The sequence below is a fragment of the Halomonas sp. 3F2F genome (assembly GCF_014897805.1).
Lineage (GTDB): Bacteria > Pseudomonadota > Gammaproteobacteria > Pseudomonadales > Halomonadaceae > Vreelandella.
The window spans coordinates 20,155-38,578 of sequence record NZ_JABUZE010000170.1 but is presented as its reverse complement, the minus strand read 5'-3'; the positions used below and the strand labels follow the sequence as shown (position 1 = coordinate 38,578).

Below are 18,424 nucleotides of genomic sequence, written 5' to 3'. Positions count from 1 at the left end.
GCTACGGGTCTGAGCGCACGATAAATTTTGAATAGCCACTTACTGGCTGATTCCACGGCTAGGCAATTTAAAAGCTCTTTACCCTGGGCTGGAGCTGACGTTACGTGGTGAGAGTGAGTTATTGAGTTTCCGCGATAATCAAGCTGATATCGGAATCCGTTTTGGCACAGGAGACTACCCCAACCTTCATACTGAACACCTGATGGGCGATGCCGTGACGATACTTGCCCCTTCAACCCTAATTAGCAGCCTACAGGATACTCGTCCTGAGAGTCTGTTACGTTCGCAGTTGTTATTGGAAGACAGTAGTGTTCACCCAACAGAGCCCTGGAATACTTGGCAACCTTGGTTGCGTGAAGTAGGAGTTGAGTTACCTTCATCGCTACAGAAATTACAGTTCTCTGATAGCAGTCTAGCCTTAACCGCCTGCGCTGGTGGTCTTGGTCTTTGTATTGGTCGACACTCCATTGCCAGCCGGCTTCTTTTCGATCGGAAAATCCATGCGATTATGCCTTGGCGTAGCCACGAGTTCGCTTACTATCTAGTGTCACATCCGGCTGAAATTGAAAATCCACGCGTTATGGCATTTAAACACTGGTTAATTGAAGAAATTAAAAATTTTCAAATACCCTTCGCGTCTGGATCAACTTCCGAGTTGGTGAAATCGCAATAGTGAGCGCTATTAGCGCTGTGCGGAGCTAGAGTCCTTGGTTGCGAACTCCCTCTGCCATTGCTTCCATAAACGTGCGTACTCTGGCTACATGGCGTAAGTCTGGGTGGGTGAGCAACCATAGTGGGGTGGTCAGCGCTTCAATGGGGGCGCTTAGCCTGAGGAGGGCTTCATCGGCATCACCGAGATAGCAGGGGAGTACAGCAATTCCCGCCCCGTGGCGGACTGCTGATTGCATACCCAACATGCTGTCTAGCTTGTAGGCGGCGCTTTTATCCATCATCCACTTTTCAAGTGCTGTATCGCCTAGATGAACATCCGGGCCTATCCAGGTTTCTTTTTGTAGTGACACTGGGTTAAGCGGCAGTGGAGTGTTTAGAAGAAGAGGGGCGTCTTGCCAAAGCGCCTTTTGTCCATAAATCGCCAGGTTGATATCGCTTACTCTGCGGCCTACGAGGGTTTCCGGTGGCTTACGGGTAGGGCGAATAGCGATATCGGCCTCACGCCGCGATAAACTTTGAAGCTGGTTGGAGATAACCACTTCCAGCGTGATATCTGGGTAGTGCTGGCGAAAATTTGCCAGTAGCGGTGAGAGTAGCCCTGCGAAAAGTGTGTCAGTGGTGGTAATTCGCAAGCTGCCGGTGAGGGTCAAATCCTGCCCAATAATGCGGCGCTCGGCGCCGTTGACTTCGCTCTGCACGCGTTTGGCTGAAGCGGTCAAATCATCCCCCGCCAAGGTCGGTGTATATCCTGTGCGGCTGCGCTCGAAAAGAGTCACCCCCAACCGCCGCTCCATATCACTTAAACGCCTAAAGACGGTGGCATGACTGATACGTAGCGCTCGGCTGGCGCCGGATAGCGATCCTGTTTCGGCAATCGCTAGCACAATTTGTAGGTCGTCCCATCTTATTTGCTGTTCATTCATGCAAACCTATCTCTTATTTTTAGCCAATGTTTGATCGTATATGAACAGGTTAGTCTGTCATCAAACCAATCAACAGGGGAGATGCAGTATGAATGTATTGGTTGTCTTGGCTCATCCTGAACGCCAGTCGTTTAATGGCGGCTTAGTGGATATCGCGGTAAAACAGCTAGTAGATGCTTGGCACTCCGTCGAAGTGGATGATCTCTATGCCGAGCGGTTTGATCCAGTGGAGCGTACTGAGCTCTATCCGCACAAAGCAGTGGATGAGAACTATTTTTACCCTCTTAACGAGCAACGTGCTCACTACGAACAAAATACCTTGGCGCAGGATGTTCAGAGGGAACTGGCACGGCTGGAGTGGGCAGATTTGGTGATCTTCCAATTTCCTTTATGGTGGCACGCCCAGCCCGCCATTCTGAAAGGTTGGTTTGATCGTGTGCTGGTATATGGCGGACGCTATACAAGCCGCATGCGTTACGATCGCGGCTACTATCGTGGCAAGCGAGCAATGCTATCGGTAACCACCGGTTCACCAGAAAAAGCGTTTCAGCCCTTTGGCCGCGCTGGCAATATGGTTCATTGGTTATGGCCAATTCATTCATCGCTGTACTACGTTGGCTTTGAGGTGTTGGCTCCCCAGGTTAGCTATGGCATCCAGGGCGGTGGTATTCGCTATCAAGAGGAGACCGAAATCATTGGCCACTTGGAGGCATGTAAAGGAGCTTGGGCTTCCCGGGTTGTAAGTTTGGATGCCGAGTCACCCATTCCCTTTACGGGCTGGAATGATTGGGACGCTGATGGTGTGTTAGGCCAGACAGCGCCGCTGCGCTGGCGACTAAATTGATCTCGCTATTAACTAGCGTCGCTAACGGAGTGTCCACAACTTGCCAGTAAATCATTGGCTCGTTCACGCAAGGCATCCTTCAACGCCGTTGGCTGCAGTATGGTGAACCGAAACGGGAGCTGTGCCAGCCAACTGGCAAGCCATTCGAAGCTGTCGGTTTGAGTATTGATGAGCAGACCGCCTTCCACCTGTTCGAGGTGGCTTGCGCACAGAGCCTGGAAACCGAATACTGCATTAGCCGTGGGGAGATCGGTGTGGAGTATTAGTGACACCTCATAGGGTTGGCTCCAGGACGACAAACTGTCACTTAAAAAATCTGCTGCATCGAAATTGGCTGGGCGGATAAAGGTATCGCACTGAAGCTGAACATTGCTGATACGATCCAGACGAAAGGACCGCATAGCCCCCCGCAAATGGCATAAACCTGCGACATACCAGCGTCCCAGCTGAAAAACCAAGCCGTAGGGATCAATCCTACGTGCTATCGGTCCCTGCTGTGGAGAGTGGTAGATAAGCCCCACGGTTCGCATGCTTTCTGTGGCTTTGGTCAGTGTTTCAAGGGCTCGGTTGTCAAGGCTGGGCGCACCCCGAGGTAGGATTACCCGAGTGGTATCACTGACACCCCGCATGCGACTCTTAAGGTTGGCAGGCATCACACGCTCCAGCTTCGCCTGAGCACTGGCAATGGCGGGTGCTGCCTCCGTAAGGCCAAGTTGGTGGGCGGCTAGCAACCCCAGGGATATAGCGAGGGTCTCTTCGTCGGTAAACATCATGGGGGGGAGTTTAAACCCAGCCACTAATCGGTAGCCGCCATAACGTCCCTGCTCGGTCATAATCGGCACGCCCATGTCTTCCAGCAGCGTCATGTAACGGCGGATGGTGCGCCGGTCGACGCCGAGGCGTTCCGCTAGTTCGGCACCACCCAGCTGTCCATGCGCCTGCAATAATTCAAGCACAGCAAGCACGCGTGTTGTGGGGTTCGCCATGCGGCCTTCCTCCTGGAACGAGTTTTGAAGCCTGAATTCAAGCATTGCAGAGAAATTAAATTATTGCGTTTATATAGGACAAGTTCTCACCTATTTACAAATTAACCTGATCTCGCAGTAGCTCACGTCATCTGAAGCATTGACGGAAGAAACATTGACTGAAGAAGTGACTGAAAAAGGAGATCAGCATGTCAGAACTAATTTTTTACACTCACCCTATGTCCCGTGGCCGCGTAGTGCGCTGGATGCTAGAAGAACTGGGTATTTCCTACGTCACAAAGACCATGGAATACGGCACTGAGATGAAGAGCCAGGAATACCTAGCCATTAACCCCATGGGTAAAATACCGGCGATTAGGCATGGCAACATCGTCGTCACCGAGGTGGCGGCCATCGTTGCCTATCTTGCAGATCAGTTTCCAAGTAAAAAACTAGCGCCGCCGCTGGAATCACCTGAGCGCGGTGCTTACTATCGCTGGCTGTTTTTCATGGCCGGTCCCTTTGAAATGGCCACCAGTGCAGTCGCCTATGGGTGGAACATTGATGACAGTAACGCCCAGGCCGTTGGTTGTGGCCGCATAGACGACAGTATTAATACCCTGGAAAAGGTGCTGGAAACGTCGCCATATATCTGTGGCGATCAATTCACTGCAGCGGATATCGTGCTCAGCAGCTATCTCTGGTGGGGGATAATGCAGAAAAATATTGCGCCAAAAGAGGTATTCAAAGAGTACATAGAACGCACGGAAAGCAGGCCTGCCGCTAAACGCGCGAATGCAATAGATGACGAGCTGGCTACGAAAATGAAACCTGTTTCATTCTAACGATCTGGGTTACCGCCCTGGCCGGTGATGTTGGCGGGCTGGGGCTTTAGCGTATAGGCGACAGTTGATAGCGTGTAATCCAGATCGTTTGACTCACCGCTGCTTGGAATCTAACTCTGTATTGCTCTATTCATGAACGCAGCGAAGTTCTGGGGTAGGCTGCACCTATATTTGTATTATCAAAGGCCTTACACCCAATGAGTACCCCGAGTCACCACTTTTCAGATGCTGAGAAGCGCGGGCTATACCGCGCTATTTATGAACGGCGTGATGTGCGTTCACAGTTCTTACCCGACCCGATTGCCCCCGAGATTCTGGCCAAGCTTTTAAAGGCAGCCCACCACGCTCCCTCGGTAGGCTTTATGCAGCCCTGGGATTTCATTGTGATCGAAAGCCGCGAGGTGAGGGCGGCGATAGTGGCGATGTTCGAGCGAGAAAACCAAAAAGCCGCTGAGCGGTTTGAGGGAGAACGCAAGGAGCGTTACCAGGGCTTGAAACTACAAGGCATTTTAGAAAGTCCGATTAACCTCTGCATTACTTGTGACCGCAGCCGGGGAGGCCCCCATGTGCTAGGGCGCAATAGCATTGTGGATACCGATCTATTCAGCACGTGTTTAGCCGTGCAAAACCTCTGGCTGGCAGCGCGGGCAGAGGGCATTGGCGTTGGCTGGGTGAGTATTCTCGATCAAGATCAACTGAGTACGGCGTTGAAGTTGCCTGAACATGTTTATCCATTGGCTTATCTTTGCCTTGGCTATGTCAGCGAGTTTTTAGATCAGCCCGAGCTGGAAGCAAAAGGGTGGCGCTCTCGGCTTTCATTAAATGAATTGGTGCACTGTGATGGCTGGGGCGGTTCGTTGACAGAAAGCCCACTTCTAACTGCTTTAGAATAATCGCGGCTCAAGGAAAGGAGCAACACACTCATGTTGAATCGAAAGGCTAGCGCACCTCGGCACGTGAAAGGCACTGTGGGGCGGTCACTGGTCATAACGCTGACATTTTTTGCGCTACTGGCCGCCGCGGTCGTCAGCGGAAAGCTACCTATGTGGTTGCTGTTCATCTACCTAGCGGTCAGTGTGGTGATGTGTCTTACTTATGCGGTAGATAAATCCGCTGCACAAAAAAACGCGCAGCGGATTTCCGAAAATACCTTGCATGTGTTGTCACTATTGGGCGGCTGGCCAGGGGCAATGGTTGCACAGCAATGGCTTCGCCACAAAACACAAAAGCGCGCTTTCAGGCGTGTATTCTGGATGACGGTGCTGATCAACCTGGCGGCGCTAGTTAGCTGGGCATGGGCATAATTTGTGAATGACTTATTCTGTTAACGTTTATCTCCTACGCTAATAGCAGACTGCTTTTTACGCACCGATAAAGGCAACGCGATGAGCCATGCACTAACCGGGCATAACCGCCCACAACAAGTGATTGAGGCAATTCAGCAGGTGAATGCGCCGCTCAATGCAGCGCACCGCCAAGCAAAGTACGCCAAAATGGCCGTGTCTCCCTACCGATTCTTTCGTGGAACTAATCACTTGTATTGGCAAGACGTTTGGCACGACTGGCGCTTTGCGCTATTCGGTGGATGGCCTAATACCCAAACGTGGCTTCAAGGCGATGCGCACGTTTATAACTTCGGCGCTTATGGTCACCATGATGACCAAGTGCGCTACGGTATGGATGACTTCGATGACGCGTTGATAGGTGACTATCAATACGATGTATGGCGGCTGGCGATCAGCGTGGTACTGGATAGTCGTGAAAACGCCGCGTTAAGTTCTAAAGCGACGGATAAAGCGCTGAGAAAGCTGTTAGAGGGGTATATCCATACGCTAGCTGTTTATAGCCAAGAAACTAATGAAAAAGATACGCTGGCTAAAGAGCAGCCCATTGAGGCGGTGACTCTGGATAGCGCCAAGGGACCACTGAAGGCTTTCATGGGCAACGTCGCTGATAAGCAGAGTCGGGCGCGTATGCTGGAAAAATGGACAACCCTCGATAGTCAGAAAGGGCGCATGTTCGCTGAGCGCTCTGGGAAACTTGCGAACTTACCAGCAGATGTCGCTAGCCAGCTACGCCGTTTGATTGAGCAAGAGTATCAACAGACGCTACAGCACCCGATCAAAGAGAGTGACCCAAAACACTTTCGTGTCAAAGACACCGTTCGCCGCCTTGATGCGGGAACGGGGTCGTTAGGTGTAGAGCGTTATTATGTTTTGATTGAGGGTGGCGCGGATCATGAACACGACGACGTTATATTAGATGTTAAAGAACAAGTAACACCGGAAGCTTATGGATTAATGAATAAAGCCCAGCAACAGGCGTGGCGAAAGCTATTTCCTAATGAAGGCATTCGCCATGCAGCGGCATTTCATGCCATTGCCGAGCACCCCGATGCCTACTTGGGTTGGCTGACCATGAATGGCAAAGTGTTTTCGGTTCGGGAGCGCTCTCCGTTTAAAAAAGATGTGCCTACTCACAAGCTTTCAGGGGGGAAGTCTTACCGGAAATTAGCGCGCCAATGGGGTGAAATTCTCGCACGTGAACATTTGCGCGGTGCTCAGGCGCTTCACCGTGGTCAGTCAGCACCCTTTGCCAACGCGGTATGCCAACGTTTAGAAGGTCGCGAAGCGCAGTTTATTGAGGTAGTGACGACCCTGGCAATTGCCTATGCCGACTGCGTATCCCAGGACTATAAGGTGTTCGTAGAGCACTTTTTGAAGGCAGATTCTGCTTAACAAGCTACGCCATTAACGTCATAGTGTTTGCCGTTTACCGAATAAAAAGCCTTGATCTTCAAGAGAGTCTTCCCAAACAACACAGCGGTTTCGCCCGCTGTGTTTTGCTTGATAAAGTGCCTCGTCGGCAAGTCGTAGCAATTTCCTGGGGTCTTGGGTGTGATCAGGGTAAGTGGCCACCCCGCAGGAAAGCGTGATCTGCCGAAGCGGTATACCCTGATGAGCAAATGCCGTTTGCGAGATGGATATTAGCAGTGCTTTTGCTCTGGATTCGGCAACAGTTCGCGATGTGGCAGGCAGCAAGGCAACAAACTCCTCCCCTCCAAAACGACAGATGACGTCGAGATCGCGTAGATGCTGTCGCAGCAACTGTGCAATTTCCACCAGTACAGTGTCTCCTGCATCATGACCAAAATCGTCGTTGATCTGTTTGAAATAGTCCACATCCAGCATAAGTACAGAGAGTTGGCTGGTAGGCTGTCGTACTCGCTGGCACTGGTGCTCAAATGCTGAGTCGAAGTGACGACGATTATGCAGGCCCGTCAATGGATCTTTGCGGGATAGGCTATCTAACTCCTGAACGAGTCGGTCAAGATCAGCGGTACGGGACGCTACTTGTTGCTCAAGAGTTTCATTTGCAAGGGCAAGTTGTTGTTGAGTATGGCGATAGTGCCACAGAAAAATAGCAGCGTTAGCGACTGCGAAAGCTAATGTGCCATAGCTTAATGGCACGCTGCGCCAGGCTATAAAACCATGGGCAACGGCCATGTCGGCTAACAGCAGTGGGGTGAAAAAAGTAAAGCTCACCACTAGTAGCCGCTGTTCCACATTCAGCCATTGAAAGCGTATGAGTGCTAGCACCAACATGACAGGGAGCGAGATGGCTAGCATGACATCAAAGATGGGGAAAGTAAGCGAAAGGCTGATCACGCCCAACAGAACTAACCCCATGGCGAAAACGAGGTATAGCAGATGGGTAACCCATAGCCGTGTGATCCAGCGTTTGGCCGTGCCTTTCAGCCAGTCGCTGAGCAATAAGCCTAATGCCACTGGCAGTGTGTAGTAGCTGCCTGCTCGCAACATGTCCCAGCCCAGAGCGCACTCGGAAATTAGCTGGCGAGCAGGGGTTTCAGCAAGCAACATCAACCCTGACGCATAGGCAAACAGCGCAATGGCACCAAAGCCTTGGCGTTGCGGCCCTATCAACGCGAAAATAGTTGCCAGAATGGCTAGCACCAACACCAGTGCACTCACGCCAAGGTCTTGAGCGGAGTCGTAAATAACCTGATTGAGTACATCACTACGTTCCATCACTTGCACTTGGCCCCATAGACCAATGCTGGTGTAGTCAGAGTAGAAGCGAAAAGTGAGTTGTTGCCCGGCAGCATTATCGGGTAAGTCGATCATATGCCAGGGCCAACCTGCAAAACTCCCCTTACCCTGAGCGTCAAACTCACCGTATTGGTAAATAAGGTTGTCACCTAGATAAACCTGTCCGATAAGATTCATGCTAGTGATAAAGAGAACGGGATCGTTCCAGTCTCCGGCGGGCAGCGTTGTGCGTAACCAGAGATGTTCGCGCCCCTCGCGGCCAGGCGGGTTAAATGGAGAATCAATCGCCTGCCAATCGCTTGGGTTGCTGTGTAGCCATAGAAAGCGGTTATTTGAATCCTGCGGAGAGTCGCCCCAGCGATACTCCCAACTTGGCAGGGGTTGTGGCGGGTAAGCAGCGCAAAGCCCACTTGGAAGCATCACAAGCGTGGTCAGTATTAGGAGCAACTGAGTGTAATGACGTATGGCAAGCCAACGAGGCAGCATGATGAACGTCTAATCTCCTGATTATGATCCTTCTTCTAGTAAGTACTTCAATCAAAGCCTGCGAGTTGATTGAGGCGCACATGAGGCAAGCAGCAAAGATTTTTCCCAGTTTAACTAAAAATATGCCGAAGGCGATGGTAGTTTCGTCAACGTTACTAAATGTTTCTAGAGAGTGACAGGGGGAGCTGGGCCCCTGTTGGCCCAGCCTTGGTAGGTTTTGCGTCGCTGATAGAAATAGCTGATAGAAGTAATTGGTAGAAATAGTAACTAGCGCAGTATTATTAAAATCATACTTTTTAAGTGGATGCGGCGCCGCCGACGATGCCGCTGCGCAAACTGCTCTCGCTGCTGTTGCGATTTTTGAGATGGTTGGCGACGGTATCTTCAGGTGATCCTGCCATTTCACGGAACATGCCCATTGACCCCAGTAGAGCAGAGGACTCGTAAGGTACGAATACCCGCTCACCGTCTTTCGCCATGTTGGGCAGCCCTTTGATATAGCTTTGACCAAGTAGGTAACCCACTACGGTGCGCTTGTTCTCTTCGCTATCGCCGATGGCACTAAGCACGAGTTTGATGGATTCCTGCTCACCTTGAGCGCGTAAAATCGCCGACTCTTTATCACCCTGGGCGTTAAGAATGGCCGACTCACGCTGTCCTTGAGCCATTGCAATGGCCGCAGACTTTTCACCTTCTGCCTCTGTCACTGTTGCGCGGCGTTTACGTTCAGCGGCCATCTGCAGGCGCATCGCAGACTCTACCTCTTCTGGCATGGCGATATCCTGCACCTCTACCCGGGAGATTTTGACACCCCATTTGGAAGCGGGCTCTTCCATCGCTGCCTGGATTTCATTGTTAACTTCGGCACGAGACTCAAACAGTTTATCTAGCTCCATTTTACCGACCACTGAGCGAAGCGTGGTTTTAGCCAGCACCTCGACGGCTTGGCTCATATTCTCTACTTCATAGACAGCTCGTTTAGGGTCGATAATTTGATAGTAAAGCGCACCATTGATTCTCACCGTGACGTTATCCGTGGTGACGACCGGCTGGCCAGGAAAGTCCATGACCGTTTCACGGCGGTCGATGCGTGTTTCATCGCTGGTAATCGCTGTGTAATCTTCACCCATTTTGCGATAGCGCAGCATTGTGATCGCACGTGGTTGTTCAATAAACGGAATAATGATGTTGATGCCGCTTTCAAGTACGCGATGAAAGGAGCCTAATCGTTCAATCACCATCACTTCTGACTGGCGAACAATGACCAATCCTTTCGAGATGATGAGTACGCCAATAACGACAATAATCAGACTGATGAGCAGGCCTGGGCTAATTGATAAATCCATGAGGTTATTCATGCTTATGGCTCCTTGCGTGGGGAAATTGCATCCTGAGGGCTAGCGTTATCTGGAGGTGTCAGCGTCACTAAGGCCGTCGTACCTTCAAAGCGCTTAAAGATGACTCGGGTGCCTGGCGGCAAGTTGGTATCACCGCTCTCAATGACACGCAAACGGTAGAAATCGCCGTTCACTTTAATGCCGGTGGCGTTGTCAAAGTCGCGAACCAGTGTTTTGTAATGATTACCTTTTTCAACGCCCGTGCCGGTCGTGCCGTAGGCCACACCTTTTGGCGAAAAGCGCGGACGAATAACCATAACGCCTAAAGGCACTAAGACACCCGCGAAAATCCCCATACTAAGTAACTGCCACGGCAGCGATAACCCTAGTGCAGTTACCGCAGCGGTGAGCGCCGCAGCAATTCCCAGCGCAAGCAGTAACATTGCGCCAGACGTCAATTCTGCGAGACTTAGCAGCAGGGCAATCACCAGCCAAGTATAAGCAGGGTTCCAGTCCATGTGTGTTCCTTGCTGTCTATGGATGAAGCTGTCCACTAGCGTAACCTACTCAGCGTATATTGGCCTGTGTACTGCGTAACAGCCACTGTTTAGTGGTCTCATTCTCTACGCGATGACCTAAGTACGCATTGGAGTGCTATCCTACTTGTCTTACTAAGCATGTCTCCAAGGAGAGTCGTGTGTCGGGTGTGATTTACTGGTTGGATATGGCGGGTGTCATCGTATTCGCCTTGTCAGGTGTGATTTTAGCCTGTCGTTCGCGAATGGATCCCTTCGGTATGCTAGTACTGGCGGCGGTGACTGGCATTGGCGGCGGCACACTCAGGGATTTGGTACTGGGTGTTCGTCCGGTATTCTGGGTGACTGATCCGACCTATTTGTGGGTGATATTAGCCACAGTCGGCGTGTCTTTGGTGGGGTTTCACTATATTCATCGCCTTTCTCGCGGCTTTCTGCCCGTTGCGGATGCGTTCGGGCTGGCACTATTTACTGTCATCGGCACCCATAAAGCACTGTTGCTGGGCACCTCAGGCGTTGTGGCGGTGTTAATGGGCATGATGACTGGCGTGGCGGGTGGCATGATCCGTGATGTGTTAGCCCAGCGGGTACCCATGGTGCTCCGTGAAGAGATCTACGCAACGGCCGCCTTGGCGGGTGGCATTGTGTATGTGGCGTTCGATGCATTAGAGGCGCCGCTAACCGTTGCGATTGCCGCTGCATTAACGGCGACACTCGGGTTGCGCCTAGCGGCGATTCACTGGCGCCTGGCGCTACCGGTATTTGCCTGGGTTACGCTACCACCGAAAACGCAAGATGAGGCTTCGGCACCGCTATCAACCCCTCAGAAAGCTAAAGAGCGGGTACGCATGATCCGGCGAGAGCGTAAAAAACGTTAGCTGGGTGGCCTTCCTTTCGCTATAACGCTAAAGGAAGGCGCGCTTATTCTTTTCTTTTTTCGTCGCTATCTTCTCTTTCGTTCACTTTCAAAATGCATTTGCTTCTCGCCAGCGATCAAACCAGCGTCTTGGTTGCAGTACCTTTAACGAGGGTTCGCTGTCGATCAGCTCTACACCTATCCCTAATGCGCCAAGGTGTGCATAGAGCGCGCCATTGGCGCTTTTTTCAGCCAAGGTGACATCGGAAAGCAGTAAAAGCGGTCCGCCGCTAAGCGTGAGATCATGTAGGCGTATGCGTTCGCCGTTGATCTGCAGCTGCGCGCTACCGTTAATGTCATGCACGTTTAATAACCGTCCCAGCCAATCACTTTGTCTGGCGCGGGCGAGAAAGAGCCGGGCCAATAGCCCAGTGTCGCGCATGCCAAGGCGCAGTTGGCTGGTTAAACGAATAGGATCATCCCACTCAAGTTGTGCTTCTTCCATCGTGAGCTGCACCCACCAGCCAGCATCCTGTGTGCCTTCCGAGCTTTGCCGAAAGACGTTTTCAAGACGCAGAAACGAGTCATTGGCGTTGAAGCGGCGTGTTTCTAAATCACCTTCGGTGAGTTGCAAATGCAGTTCAATATCGCCCTTAAGCTGTTGATCAAGTAGCGCTAGTTCAGCACCAAATGCACGTAGTGTCATGTCTCCCTGGGCGGTAAGCCCCTCCAGCAGCCATTCGCTGGTTAGGCTAGCTTGGCCGCCCAATAAGGTAACCCCGGCATTTTCAGGTAGGTAGCGGTTATAGCGGGTGAAGTCGGGCACCTCCGTAATAGGCAGTGCGATGCGAGTAGTGAAGAAATCGGGCTCTGGCGTCTCCAGCACATCACTGAAACGTTCAGTTTCGGTTGTGAGGGCAAAGTGGCGGCCTTCCAAATGGGGGCGGCCATCACCCTGGCGCATAAGTGCAAAGTGTGGAATGCCTAACGACAGCTGGGCCTGCTCAGACGTGTCGAGCTGGGCGGTGAGTTCGCCGCGCCCAGTAGCAACGTAATCTAAAAATGCCACATCAAGCTGGTTGGCATTCACTCGTAGGCGGGTGGGGGCAAGTAAACGGTCATTACCAAAAGTCCCTTGAGCGAACAGTTGGCCGTTACCCGCAATTGCCAAGCCATGGGCGTCGGGTAGAAAGGTATTTAAGAACCCCAGTCGCTGAACGCTACCTTCGAGTGAAAACTCACCACTGAGCGGTTTATCTTCCTCACCGTTACTGTCGCTGCGCTGAAAACGGCCGTCATTGAGCACTAAAATACTCTCTAAACGCTCATTGGTAGACTGCGTATCCGCCACTTGCCAGCGCAGACGTGATCCGCTGATATCAAGCCTTGTGCCATCAAGAGCAGCTTGGCGAATGGTTAACCTAAGCTGTGCGTCGCTTTCCAGTACGCCGTTCTGTTCAGTGTGTTGCCAGCGGGTGGCTAGTTGCTCTCCTGTTAAAAAGATCTCACCGCGCATTTGATCGGTGGTGAAGTCGAGCTGCCCACGGCTAGTCGCTTGGCCGCTAAGCAATTGCAATGGGGCAGGGTCGGGCAGGGCGGCTTTAAGATAAGTTTGTAACACGCTAATGTCGGGTAACCGCGCGGACTGCCAGGTTAGGCGGGCAGTGGCGTTTTCTCGCGCTAGCGCTGGGTTCAGTGGGCTAAGCGCATTCAACGTAATGGCCGCGTCCGCCATCAACGTTCGCTGATGGTGACTAAGGGTGGCGTCAGTGAAGGTGAGAGTCGCGTCTATCGTCTCTTCGTTCGACAGTTGTGCGGCCAACGAGCCGCTTCCTTGAGCCGTGAAATCAACTAAATTAGCCGCAAGTGTTGGTGCTTGAATCGCTAAAAAGGCGTCATAAGGCTTGGCGTCACGTAGCGTCACGCTAGCTTCAATTTGACCGTTACCTTCAAGCCGAACCCCTTGGCCGTCAAAGGTGTGTGCCAGATAGCGATCAAGCATGTCCAGACGCGTGACGTCGCCCTGTAGTTCCAGCGAGGCGCCAGTGGGCAGGTCTAGCTGGTCTAGGCGTTGATTGGGCATGCTGGTCGCTAGGTGAAGTTGCGTATTGGTGGCATAAGGGTGGGTATCCGCCAAGACGACATTGATGAGTTGCGTTGAAAAGTTGAGCTTATTGTCTTCTACCGCCAAACGCACGGCGCCTTCACCAATGGCGGTGTGGAGCGGAGGCGGTGTTTCTGCAACCAACCAACGCAGGTTGTCTGTTTCGCGGGGTTGCAGGCGCTGTTCGTTCACCGCTAAGCGCAATTCGGGGGCATTTAAGGTTAGCTCGCTACCACGCTGTAGCTTGCCATCGCTTAGGTTAAGTTCACCCGTTAAGTTGCCGTGACCATCAAGTGTCAGCCAGGGCAGCGCTTCTAGGTAGGGCATAAATACATCCCAAGCATCTGCCTGCGCCGCGATGGTCAGTTGTGCAGACAGGGCGCTGAGCAGTTCAGCGGTGAGCTCTTCGCGGGGAATTTGCGCGGTAGTAACACTGCCCAGGGAGGCATCTGCGCGTAACTGGATATTTTGTACTAACGAGGCTTGGTCGCTAAGGCGTATTAGGTGACCTTGGCTGATATCCAGCGACACACTTGGAACGGCTAATGCAGCGCGACTTAGCTGGGTATCCGCCACCTGCAGTTGGCCTTGTGCCTCGAGAGCAATATCGCCTATGGTCAAGCGGCGAAGCCCGTTGGCATCGAGTGACTGTATGTGCAGCTCGCCGCGCAGAAGTGCTAGTAACGACAGCGAAAGCGTTGCACGTTGGGCTTCAACGGATATCGGTAAGCTGCTGTCTTCCCGCGCTAAGTAGAGGTTCTCTACCTCCCAGCGCCCAGGGTGCAGGCTGTTTGCATTTGTCCAGTGCACTTCGACTCCCTCAATCTGAGACAGCCGTTTGGGTAGCCATTGACTATTTAGCAGCCAAGTGCTGCCAAATACCCATACTAATGTCGCTACCAAAGCGCTTAACAGCGTGATTATCAGGAGGCGGAGTAGACGTTTTGACCTAGGGCTCTCTTTTGGCATACGGGCTTCCTTGCAGATGACTCCTGTCGGCGCGTGTTTTATGGCATTATGCGCGTCGTGGGGCCGTAATGGGTTTTCGATTTCAACGCTAGGCAGGCAGCAAAGCCATGTTCAAGGATTTTTACGCGCAACGCGGAGAGTATGTTGTGATCTCTGCTGAGCAGGCCAGCCGTTTCGCCAAAGGCGTGGCCGGCGATTACAACCCGATTCACAATCCAGATGCGCGCCGTTTTTGCGTACCTGGAGACCTGCTATTTACGCTGGTGCTGGTGAAGTTTGGGTTGTCGCGACAAATGGAATTTCGCTTCACCAATATGGTGGGAGCTGACACTCCTCTCAAGTTTAGTGAAGAAGCGAATGGTGATCTACTTGTCTGTGATGAAGGCGGCAAGTGCTACCTGCAGGTGACGCGTGGCGGAGAGGTAACTCACGATGAAGCGGCTGTTGAAGCGTTTGCCCGCTGCTATGTGGCGTTTTCAGGTAAGAATTTTCCTCACTACTTAAAGCCTTTGATGGAGCAGCATGGGGTAATGTTTAACCCCAAGCGGCCCTTGGTTATTTACGACAGCATGGGGTTTTCCTTAGAGCGTCTAGATGGTTTCTCGCCGAACTTAGCCCTAACAAGCTCCTCGTTAGAGGTTCAGGGTAAGCGTGCTGATGCCTTGCTTGAGTTCTCGATTGAGTCTGCTGGAGAAGCGGTTGGGGTAGGCTCGAAGAAATTAGTGGTTAGCGGCTTATGTGAGTACAACGCAACTGAAATGGCAGCGATTGTTGATGAATTCTACCGCTTAAAGGCGGCTTACGAAGCAGTGTAGGTGGTGTCGTTGCGTTAGCGTAATGGCGGGTGCCATTAACGCTAACGCTAAGGTATTCTCAAAGCCTATCAATTAAAAAAACGCGCGAAGCGCTTTAGGCGCTTCCGCTGAATACAAGAGGCTTTGCATGAATCGTATCAAAACGCTTACGCTTGCCTGCGCAGCAGCTACGCTCGCCGTTTCAGCCATGAGTGCTCAGGCGCGGGATTTTCGTCTCGGTCTTATCACGCCTGCACAACATCTATGGTCTACCGAGGCAGAAGCCTTTGCCCAAACACTGAACGAGCGCTCTGGTGGTGAGCATAGCGTTAGTGTTTTTCCAGCTCAGCAGCTTGGCAATGAAGCGCAAATGGTTCAGCAGCTGCAAACCGGCGCGTTAGATATGGCTTTCTTGACGATTGCCGAAATTTCCAACCGTATTCCAGACTTTGGCGCACTATACGCGCCTTACTTGGTCGATGACGTTAATCACGCGGCACGGCTGTTGCGTTCTGACGCGGCTGGGGAACTACTCGAATTAATGCCACAAGAAGTCGGCTTAATTGGCGTTGGCTACGGCATGGTAGGCATGCGCCAAGTGCTCAGTCGTGACCCTATTGAAAGCGCCGACGATCTGCAGGGGCAGCGTTTACGTATTACCCCTTTCGAGCCGATTCGTGATTTCTATACGGCTACTGGTGCTGCCCCTGCACCCATGCCGCTATTAGAAGTATATGACGCGCTGGCTAACGGTCAGGTCGATGCCATTGATATGGATTTCGACTCTATTTTGATTTTGAAATTCTACGAGCAGGCAGAAAACCTGCTGATTTCTAACCATATGATGTTCCCTATGGTGGGCGTCGTGTCTGGGAGAGTATGGCGCGATCTTTCTGAACAAGATCGTGAGCTGATTGATACTGCGATGGCTGAGCATCTAGAGAACGTGCTGGTGGGTTTTGAAGAGAAGGATGCCGCTCAGGAAGAGGAAATTCGCGCCTTGGATATCAACATCGTTGAAGCGGATGCTGAGTTTTTCTCTGACGCCATTGCACAGTGGGAAAACATCTGGGCGCCTAAGGCACCTATGTTAGAAACGTTACGCGCCGAAGCTGACCGGTTACGTGACGAGTAATATGCTGCAACGTTTTTCATCAGGGCTTGCACGCTGTGAAGAGATTGCCGCCGCTGCTTTAGCGGCGGCGGTTACCTGTCTGATTCTCACCAATATTGCGTTTCGCGCGCTAGGTAGCCCGCTTTACTGGATTAGCGAGCTGGCGATTTATGCCATGATCTGGATGACCTTTTTGATAGCCGCCACGGTGTTTAAACGCCGCCAGGGGATAGCGGTCACGTTGCTGAGTGATCTGCTACCGCAAACCGGCCGGAAACTGATAGGTGTCTGGGTAGATGCCATGGTGCTGCTATTTGCCCTGCTGTTAGCGTGGCTTTGTTGGCGTTGGTATCAGCCCCTTGCACTGGTGCAAGCAGGGTTTGATACCCGTGCTTTTCAAGGGCAAACATTCAATTTTATTTACGCTGAAAACACTTCCACGCTTGGCATTAAAAAATTCTGGGCGTGGTTAATTGTGCCGTGGTTTGCATTTTCCCTTAGCCTGCATGGCTGGGCGAATCTTATCCAGTCACTCAAACAGTGGCGAACGCCGACCCAAGCACCCACCGCCAAAACGCTACGCTAACCCTGCTTACCCTATTGACGGTACGTTTATGACGATTGCTGTTTTCTTGCTGCTGTTGCTCGGCGCTGTGCCCATTGCGCTAGTGCTGGCATTGACTGCCATGTGGTATATCCAGATGTCAGGCAATACGGTGTTGTTTGATTCGTATCCACAGCAGCTGTTTAGCGCCATTGAAAGCTATGGATTACTGGCGATTCCGTTATTTATGTTGGCGGGCGAATTAATGAATGAAGGCGGTTTAACCCGCCGTTTAATCGCTCTAGCGCGCATTTTAGTAGGAGGATTTCGCGGTGGTCTCGCCTATATCAATTTAGTGGCCAACATGATGATGGCGGCGATTATTGGTTCGGCAGCCTCGCAAATCGCCATTATGTCCCGTGCGATGGTGCCAGCAATGGAGCAGGAAGGTTACGACAAATCCTACAGCGCAGCGATTACCGCCGCGGGTGGGCTACTGTCGCCGATTATTCCACCTTCCATGCTGTTTGTGTTGTTTGGCGTCATGGCCCAAGTGCCTATTGCGGAAATGTTTATTGCGGGGTTGCTGCCGGGGCTGCTCTTGGGAACAAGCTTTTTTATAGTGATTGCCTTGGTAGGCTTGGTTCAGCAATACCCTAAAGGCCAGTGGCCTACTCGCTCTCAGGCGCTTCATGACCTGCTTTGGGGGCTGCCAGCACTGCTCATTCCAGTGATCATTATTGGCGGTATTTTGTGGGGGGTTGCCACCCCAACCGAGTCGGCTGCGCTGGCCTCTCTAGCGGCTTTAATCATGGGCCGCTTTGTCTACGGTGACCTGCGTTTAAGCCAGTTGCCCCAAGTGCTAACGCGCACAGCGATTAATGCTGGGTTGGTCATTATGTTGATTGCCGCCGCTGGCGTGTTTGGCTGGGTGGTGATTTATGAGCAGCTTCCGCAAATGGCCGCCGCATGGATTGCCGCGTTGACCAGCGACCCCTTCGTGTTCTTGCTACTGGTGATTGGCGCACTGCTGTTAGTGGGAATGGTGATTGATGGCATTGCGGCGCTAATCTTAGTGGTGCCGATTTTAATGCCCATTGCCCAAAGCCAGTTCGCTATTAGCCCCTATCAGTTTGGTGTAGTGGTGTGTTTAACCCTGGTAATGGGGTTGTTAACGCCCCCCGTAGGGGCAGGGCTGTTTATCGCTTCCTCAATGACCGGCGCGTCGCCGCTTAAAATATTTCGCTCGCTGCTGCCGTTTTTGCTAGCAACGCTAGTGACCCTTGTGCTTCTCGCTTGGTTGCCGTGGTTAACCAATGGGCTTATCCAGCGTTAATCGCTATCACACCCATTTCAACTTCTAGC

17 protein-coding genes are annotated in these 18,424 nt (G+C 52.1%); 11 read left to right on the top strand and 6 right to left on the bottom strand.

The features are described 5' to 3' along the window. The first annotated feature begins 31 nt into the window (after positions 1-31). Positions 32-673, top strand: coding sequence for a LysR substrate-binding domain-containing protein (locus INT21_RS17320; RefSeq protein WP_193085537.1), 642 nt, complete (start codon positions 32-34; stop codon positions 671-673). A 25-nt stretch (positions 674-698) separates the two neighbouring features. Here the strand turns inward: INT21_RS17320 and INT21_RS17315 are convergent, their stop codons facing one another. Then, positions 699-1,595, bottom strand: coding sequence for a LysR family transcriptional regulator (locus INT21_RS17315; protein ID WP_193085535.1), 897 nt, complete (start codon positions 1,593-1,595; stop codon positions 699-701). Between the two features lie 88 nt (positions 1,596-1,683). On the opposite strand from INT21_RS17315, the gene INT21_RS17310 reads away from it, so the two are divergent. Then, on the top strand, positions 1,684-2,439 hold the full coding sequence (locus INT21_RS17310; protein WP_193085534.1) for an NAD(P)H-dependent oxidoreductase: 756 nt from the start codon (positions 1,684-1,686) through the stop codon (positions 2,437-2,439). Positions 2,440-2,447: 8 nt separating this feature from the next. Here the strand turns inward: INT21_RS17310 and INT21_RS17305 are convergent, their stop codons facing one another. Beyond that, a complete protein-coding gene (locus INT21_RS17305; RefSeq protein ID WP_193085533.1) occupies positions 2,448-3,425 on the bottom strand; it encodes a helix-turn-helix transcriptional regulator in 978 nt (325 codons plus the stop codon). A 188-nt stretch (positions 3,426-3,613) separates the two neighbouring features. Between INT21_RS17305 and INT21_RS17300 the strand changes: the two genes are divergently transcribed. The 4 genes from INT21_RS17300 (at position 3,614) to INT21_RS17285 (ending at position 6,987) form a co-directional block, all read left to right on the top strand. Beyond that, entirely contained in the window at positions 3,614-4,249 is a 636-nt protein-coding gene (locus INT21_RS17300) for a glutathione S-transferase family protein (protein ID WP_193085532.1), read from the top strand. Positions 4,250-4,446: 197 nt separating this feature from the next. After that, positions 4,447-5,142 (top strand): 5,6-dimethylbenzimidazole synthase, encoded by a 696-nt coding sequence (gene bluB, locus INT21_RS17295; RefSeq protein ID WP_193060219.1) that lies wholly within the window; start codon positions 4,447-4,449, stop codon positions 5,140-5,142. 30 nt (positions 5,143-5,172) lie between these two features. Further along, positions 5,173-5,553 carry a DUF1294 domain-containing protein gene (locus tag INT21_RS17290; RefSeq protein WP_193060218.1) on the top strand — a complete coding sequence of 127 codons (381 nt, stop codon included), beginning with the start codon at positions 5,173-5,175 and terminating at the stop codon, positions 5,551-5,553. An 81-nt stretch (positions 5,554-5,634) separates the two neighbouring features. Beyond that, entirely contained in the window at positions 5,635-6,987 is a 1,353-nt protein-coding gene (locus INT21_RS17285; RefSeq protein WP_193085531.1) for a DUF2252 domain-containing protein, read from the top strand. 18 nt (positions 6,988-7,005) lie between these two features. On the opposite strand, the gene INT21_RS17280 is transcribed toward INT21_RS17285, so the two are convergent. The 3 genes from INT21_RS17280 to INT21_RS17270 all read right to left on the bottom strand — a co-directional run bounded on the left by INT21_RS17280 (position 7,006) and on the right by INT21_RS17270 (position 10,660). Next, a complete protein-coding gene (locus tag INT21_RS17280; RefSeq protein WP_193085530.1) occupies positions 7,006-8,805 on the bottom strand; it encodes a GGDEF domain-containing protein in 1,800 nt (599 codons plus the stop codon). A 296-nt stretch (positions 8,806-9,101) separates the two neighbouring features. Then, entirely contained in the window at positions 9,102-10,151 is a 1,050-nt protein-coding gene (locus tag INT21_RS17275) for an SPFH domain-containing protein (RefSeq protein ID WP_193085536.1), read from the bottom strand. Between the two features lie 14 nt (positions 10,152-10,165). Beyond that, positions 10,166-10,660: an NfeD family protein gene (locus tag INT21_RS17270; RefSeq protein WP_193060215.1), complete on the bottom strand. Its 495-nt coding sequence runs from the start codon at positions 10,658-10,660 to the stop codon at positions 10,166-10,168. 179 nt (positions 10,661-10,839) lie between these two features. Between INT21_RS17270 and INT21_RS17265 the strand changes: the two genes are divergently transcribed. Further along, on the top strand, positions 10,840-11,556 hold the full coding sequence (locus INT21_RS17265) for a trimeric intracellular cation channel family protein (RefSeq protein ID WP_193085529.1): 717 nt from the start codon (positions 10,840-10,842) through the stop codon (positions 11,554-11,556). 87 nt (positions 11,557-11,643) lie between these two features. Here the strand turns inward: INT21_RS17265 and INT21_RS17260 are convergent, their stop codons facing one another. After that, complete coding sequence (locus tag INT21_RS17260) at positions 11,644-14,607, bottom strand: hypothetical protein (protein ID WP_193085528.1); 2,964 nt, start codon at positions 14,605-14,607, stop codon at positions 11,644-11,646. Positions 14,608-14,714: 107 nt separating this feature from the next. On the opposite strand from INT21_RS17260, the gene INT21_RS17255 reads away from it, so the two are divergent. From INT21_RS17255 to INT21_RS17240, 4 genes are all read left to right on the top strand, one after another. After that, a complete protein-coding gene (locus INT21_RS17255) occupies positions 14,715-15,422 on the top strand; it encodes a DUF3581 family protein (RefSeq protein WP_193085527.1) in 708 nt (235 codons plus the stop codon). A 127-nt stretch (positions 15,423-15,549) separates the two neighbouring features. Then, positions 15,550-16,536 (top strand): TRAP transporter substrate-binding protein, encoded by a 987-nt coding sequence (locus tag INT21_RS17250; protein ID WP_193067969.1) that lies wholly within the window; start codon positions 15,550-15,552, stop codon positions 16,534-16,536. Position 16,537: 1 nt separating this feature from the next. After that, on the top strand, positions 16,538-17,101 hold the full coding sequence (locus INT21_RS17245; protein WP_193085526.1) for a TRAP transporter small permease: 564 nt from the start codon (positions 16,538-16,540) through the stop codon (positions 17,099-17,101). Between the two features lie 28 nt (positions 17,102-17,129). Next, positions 17,130-18,395, top strand: coding sequence for a TRAP transporter large permease (locus INT21_RS17240; protein WP_089039494.1), 1,266 nt, complete (start codon positions 17,130-17,132; stop codon positions 18,393-18,395). Positions 18,396-18,424 lie beyond the last annotated feature (29 nt).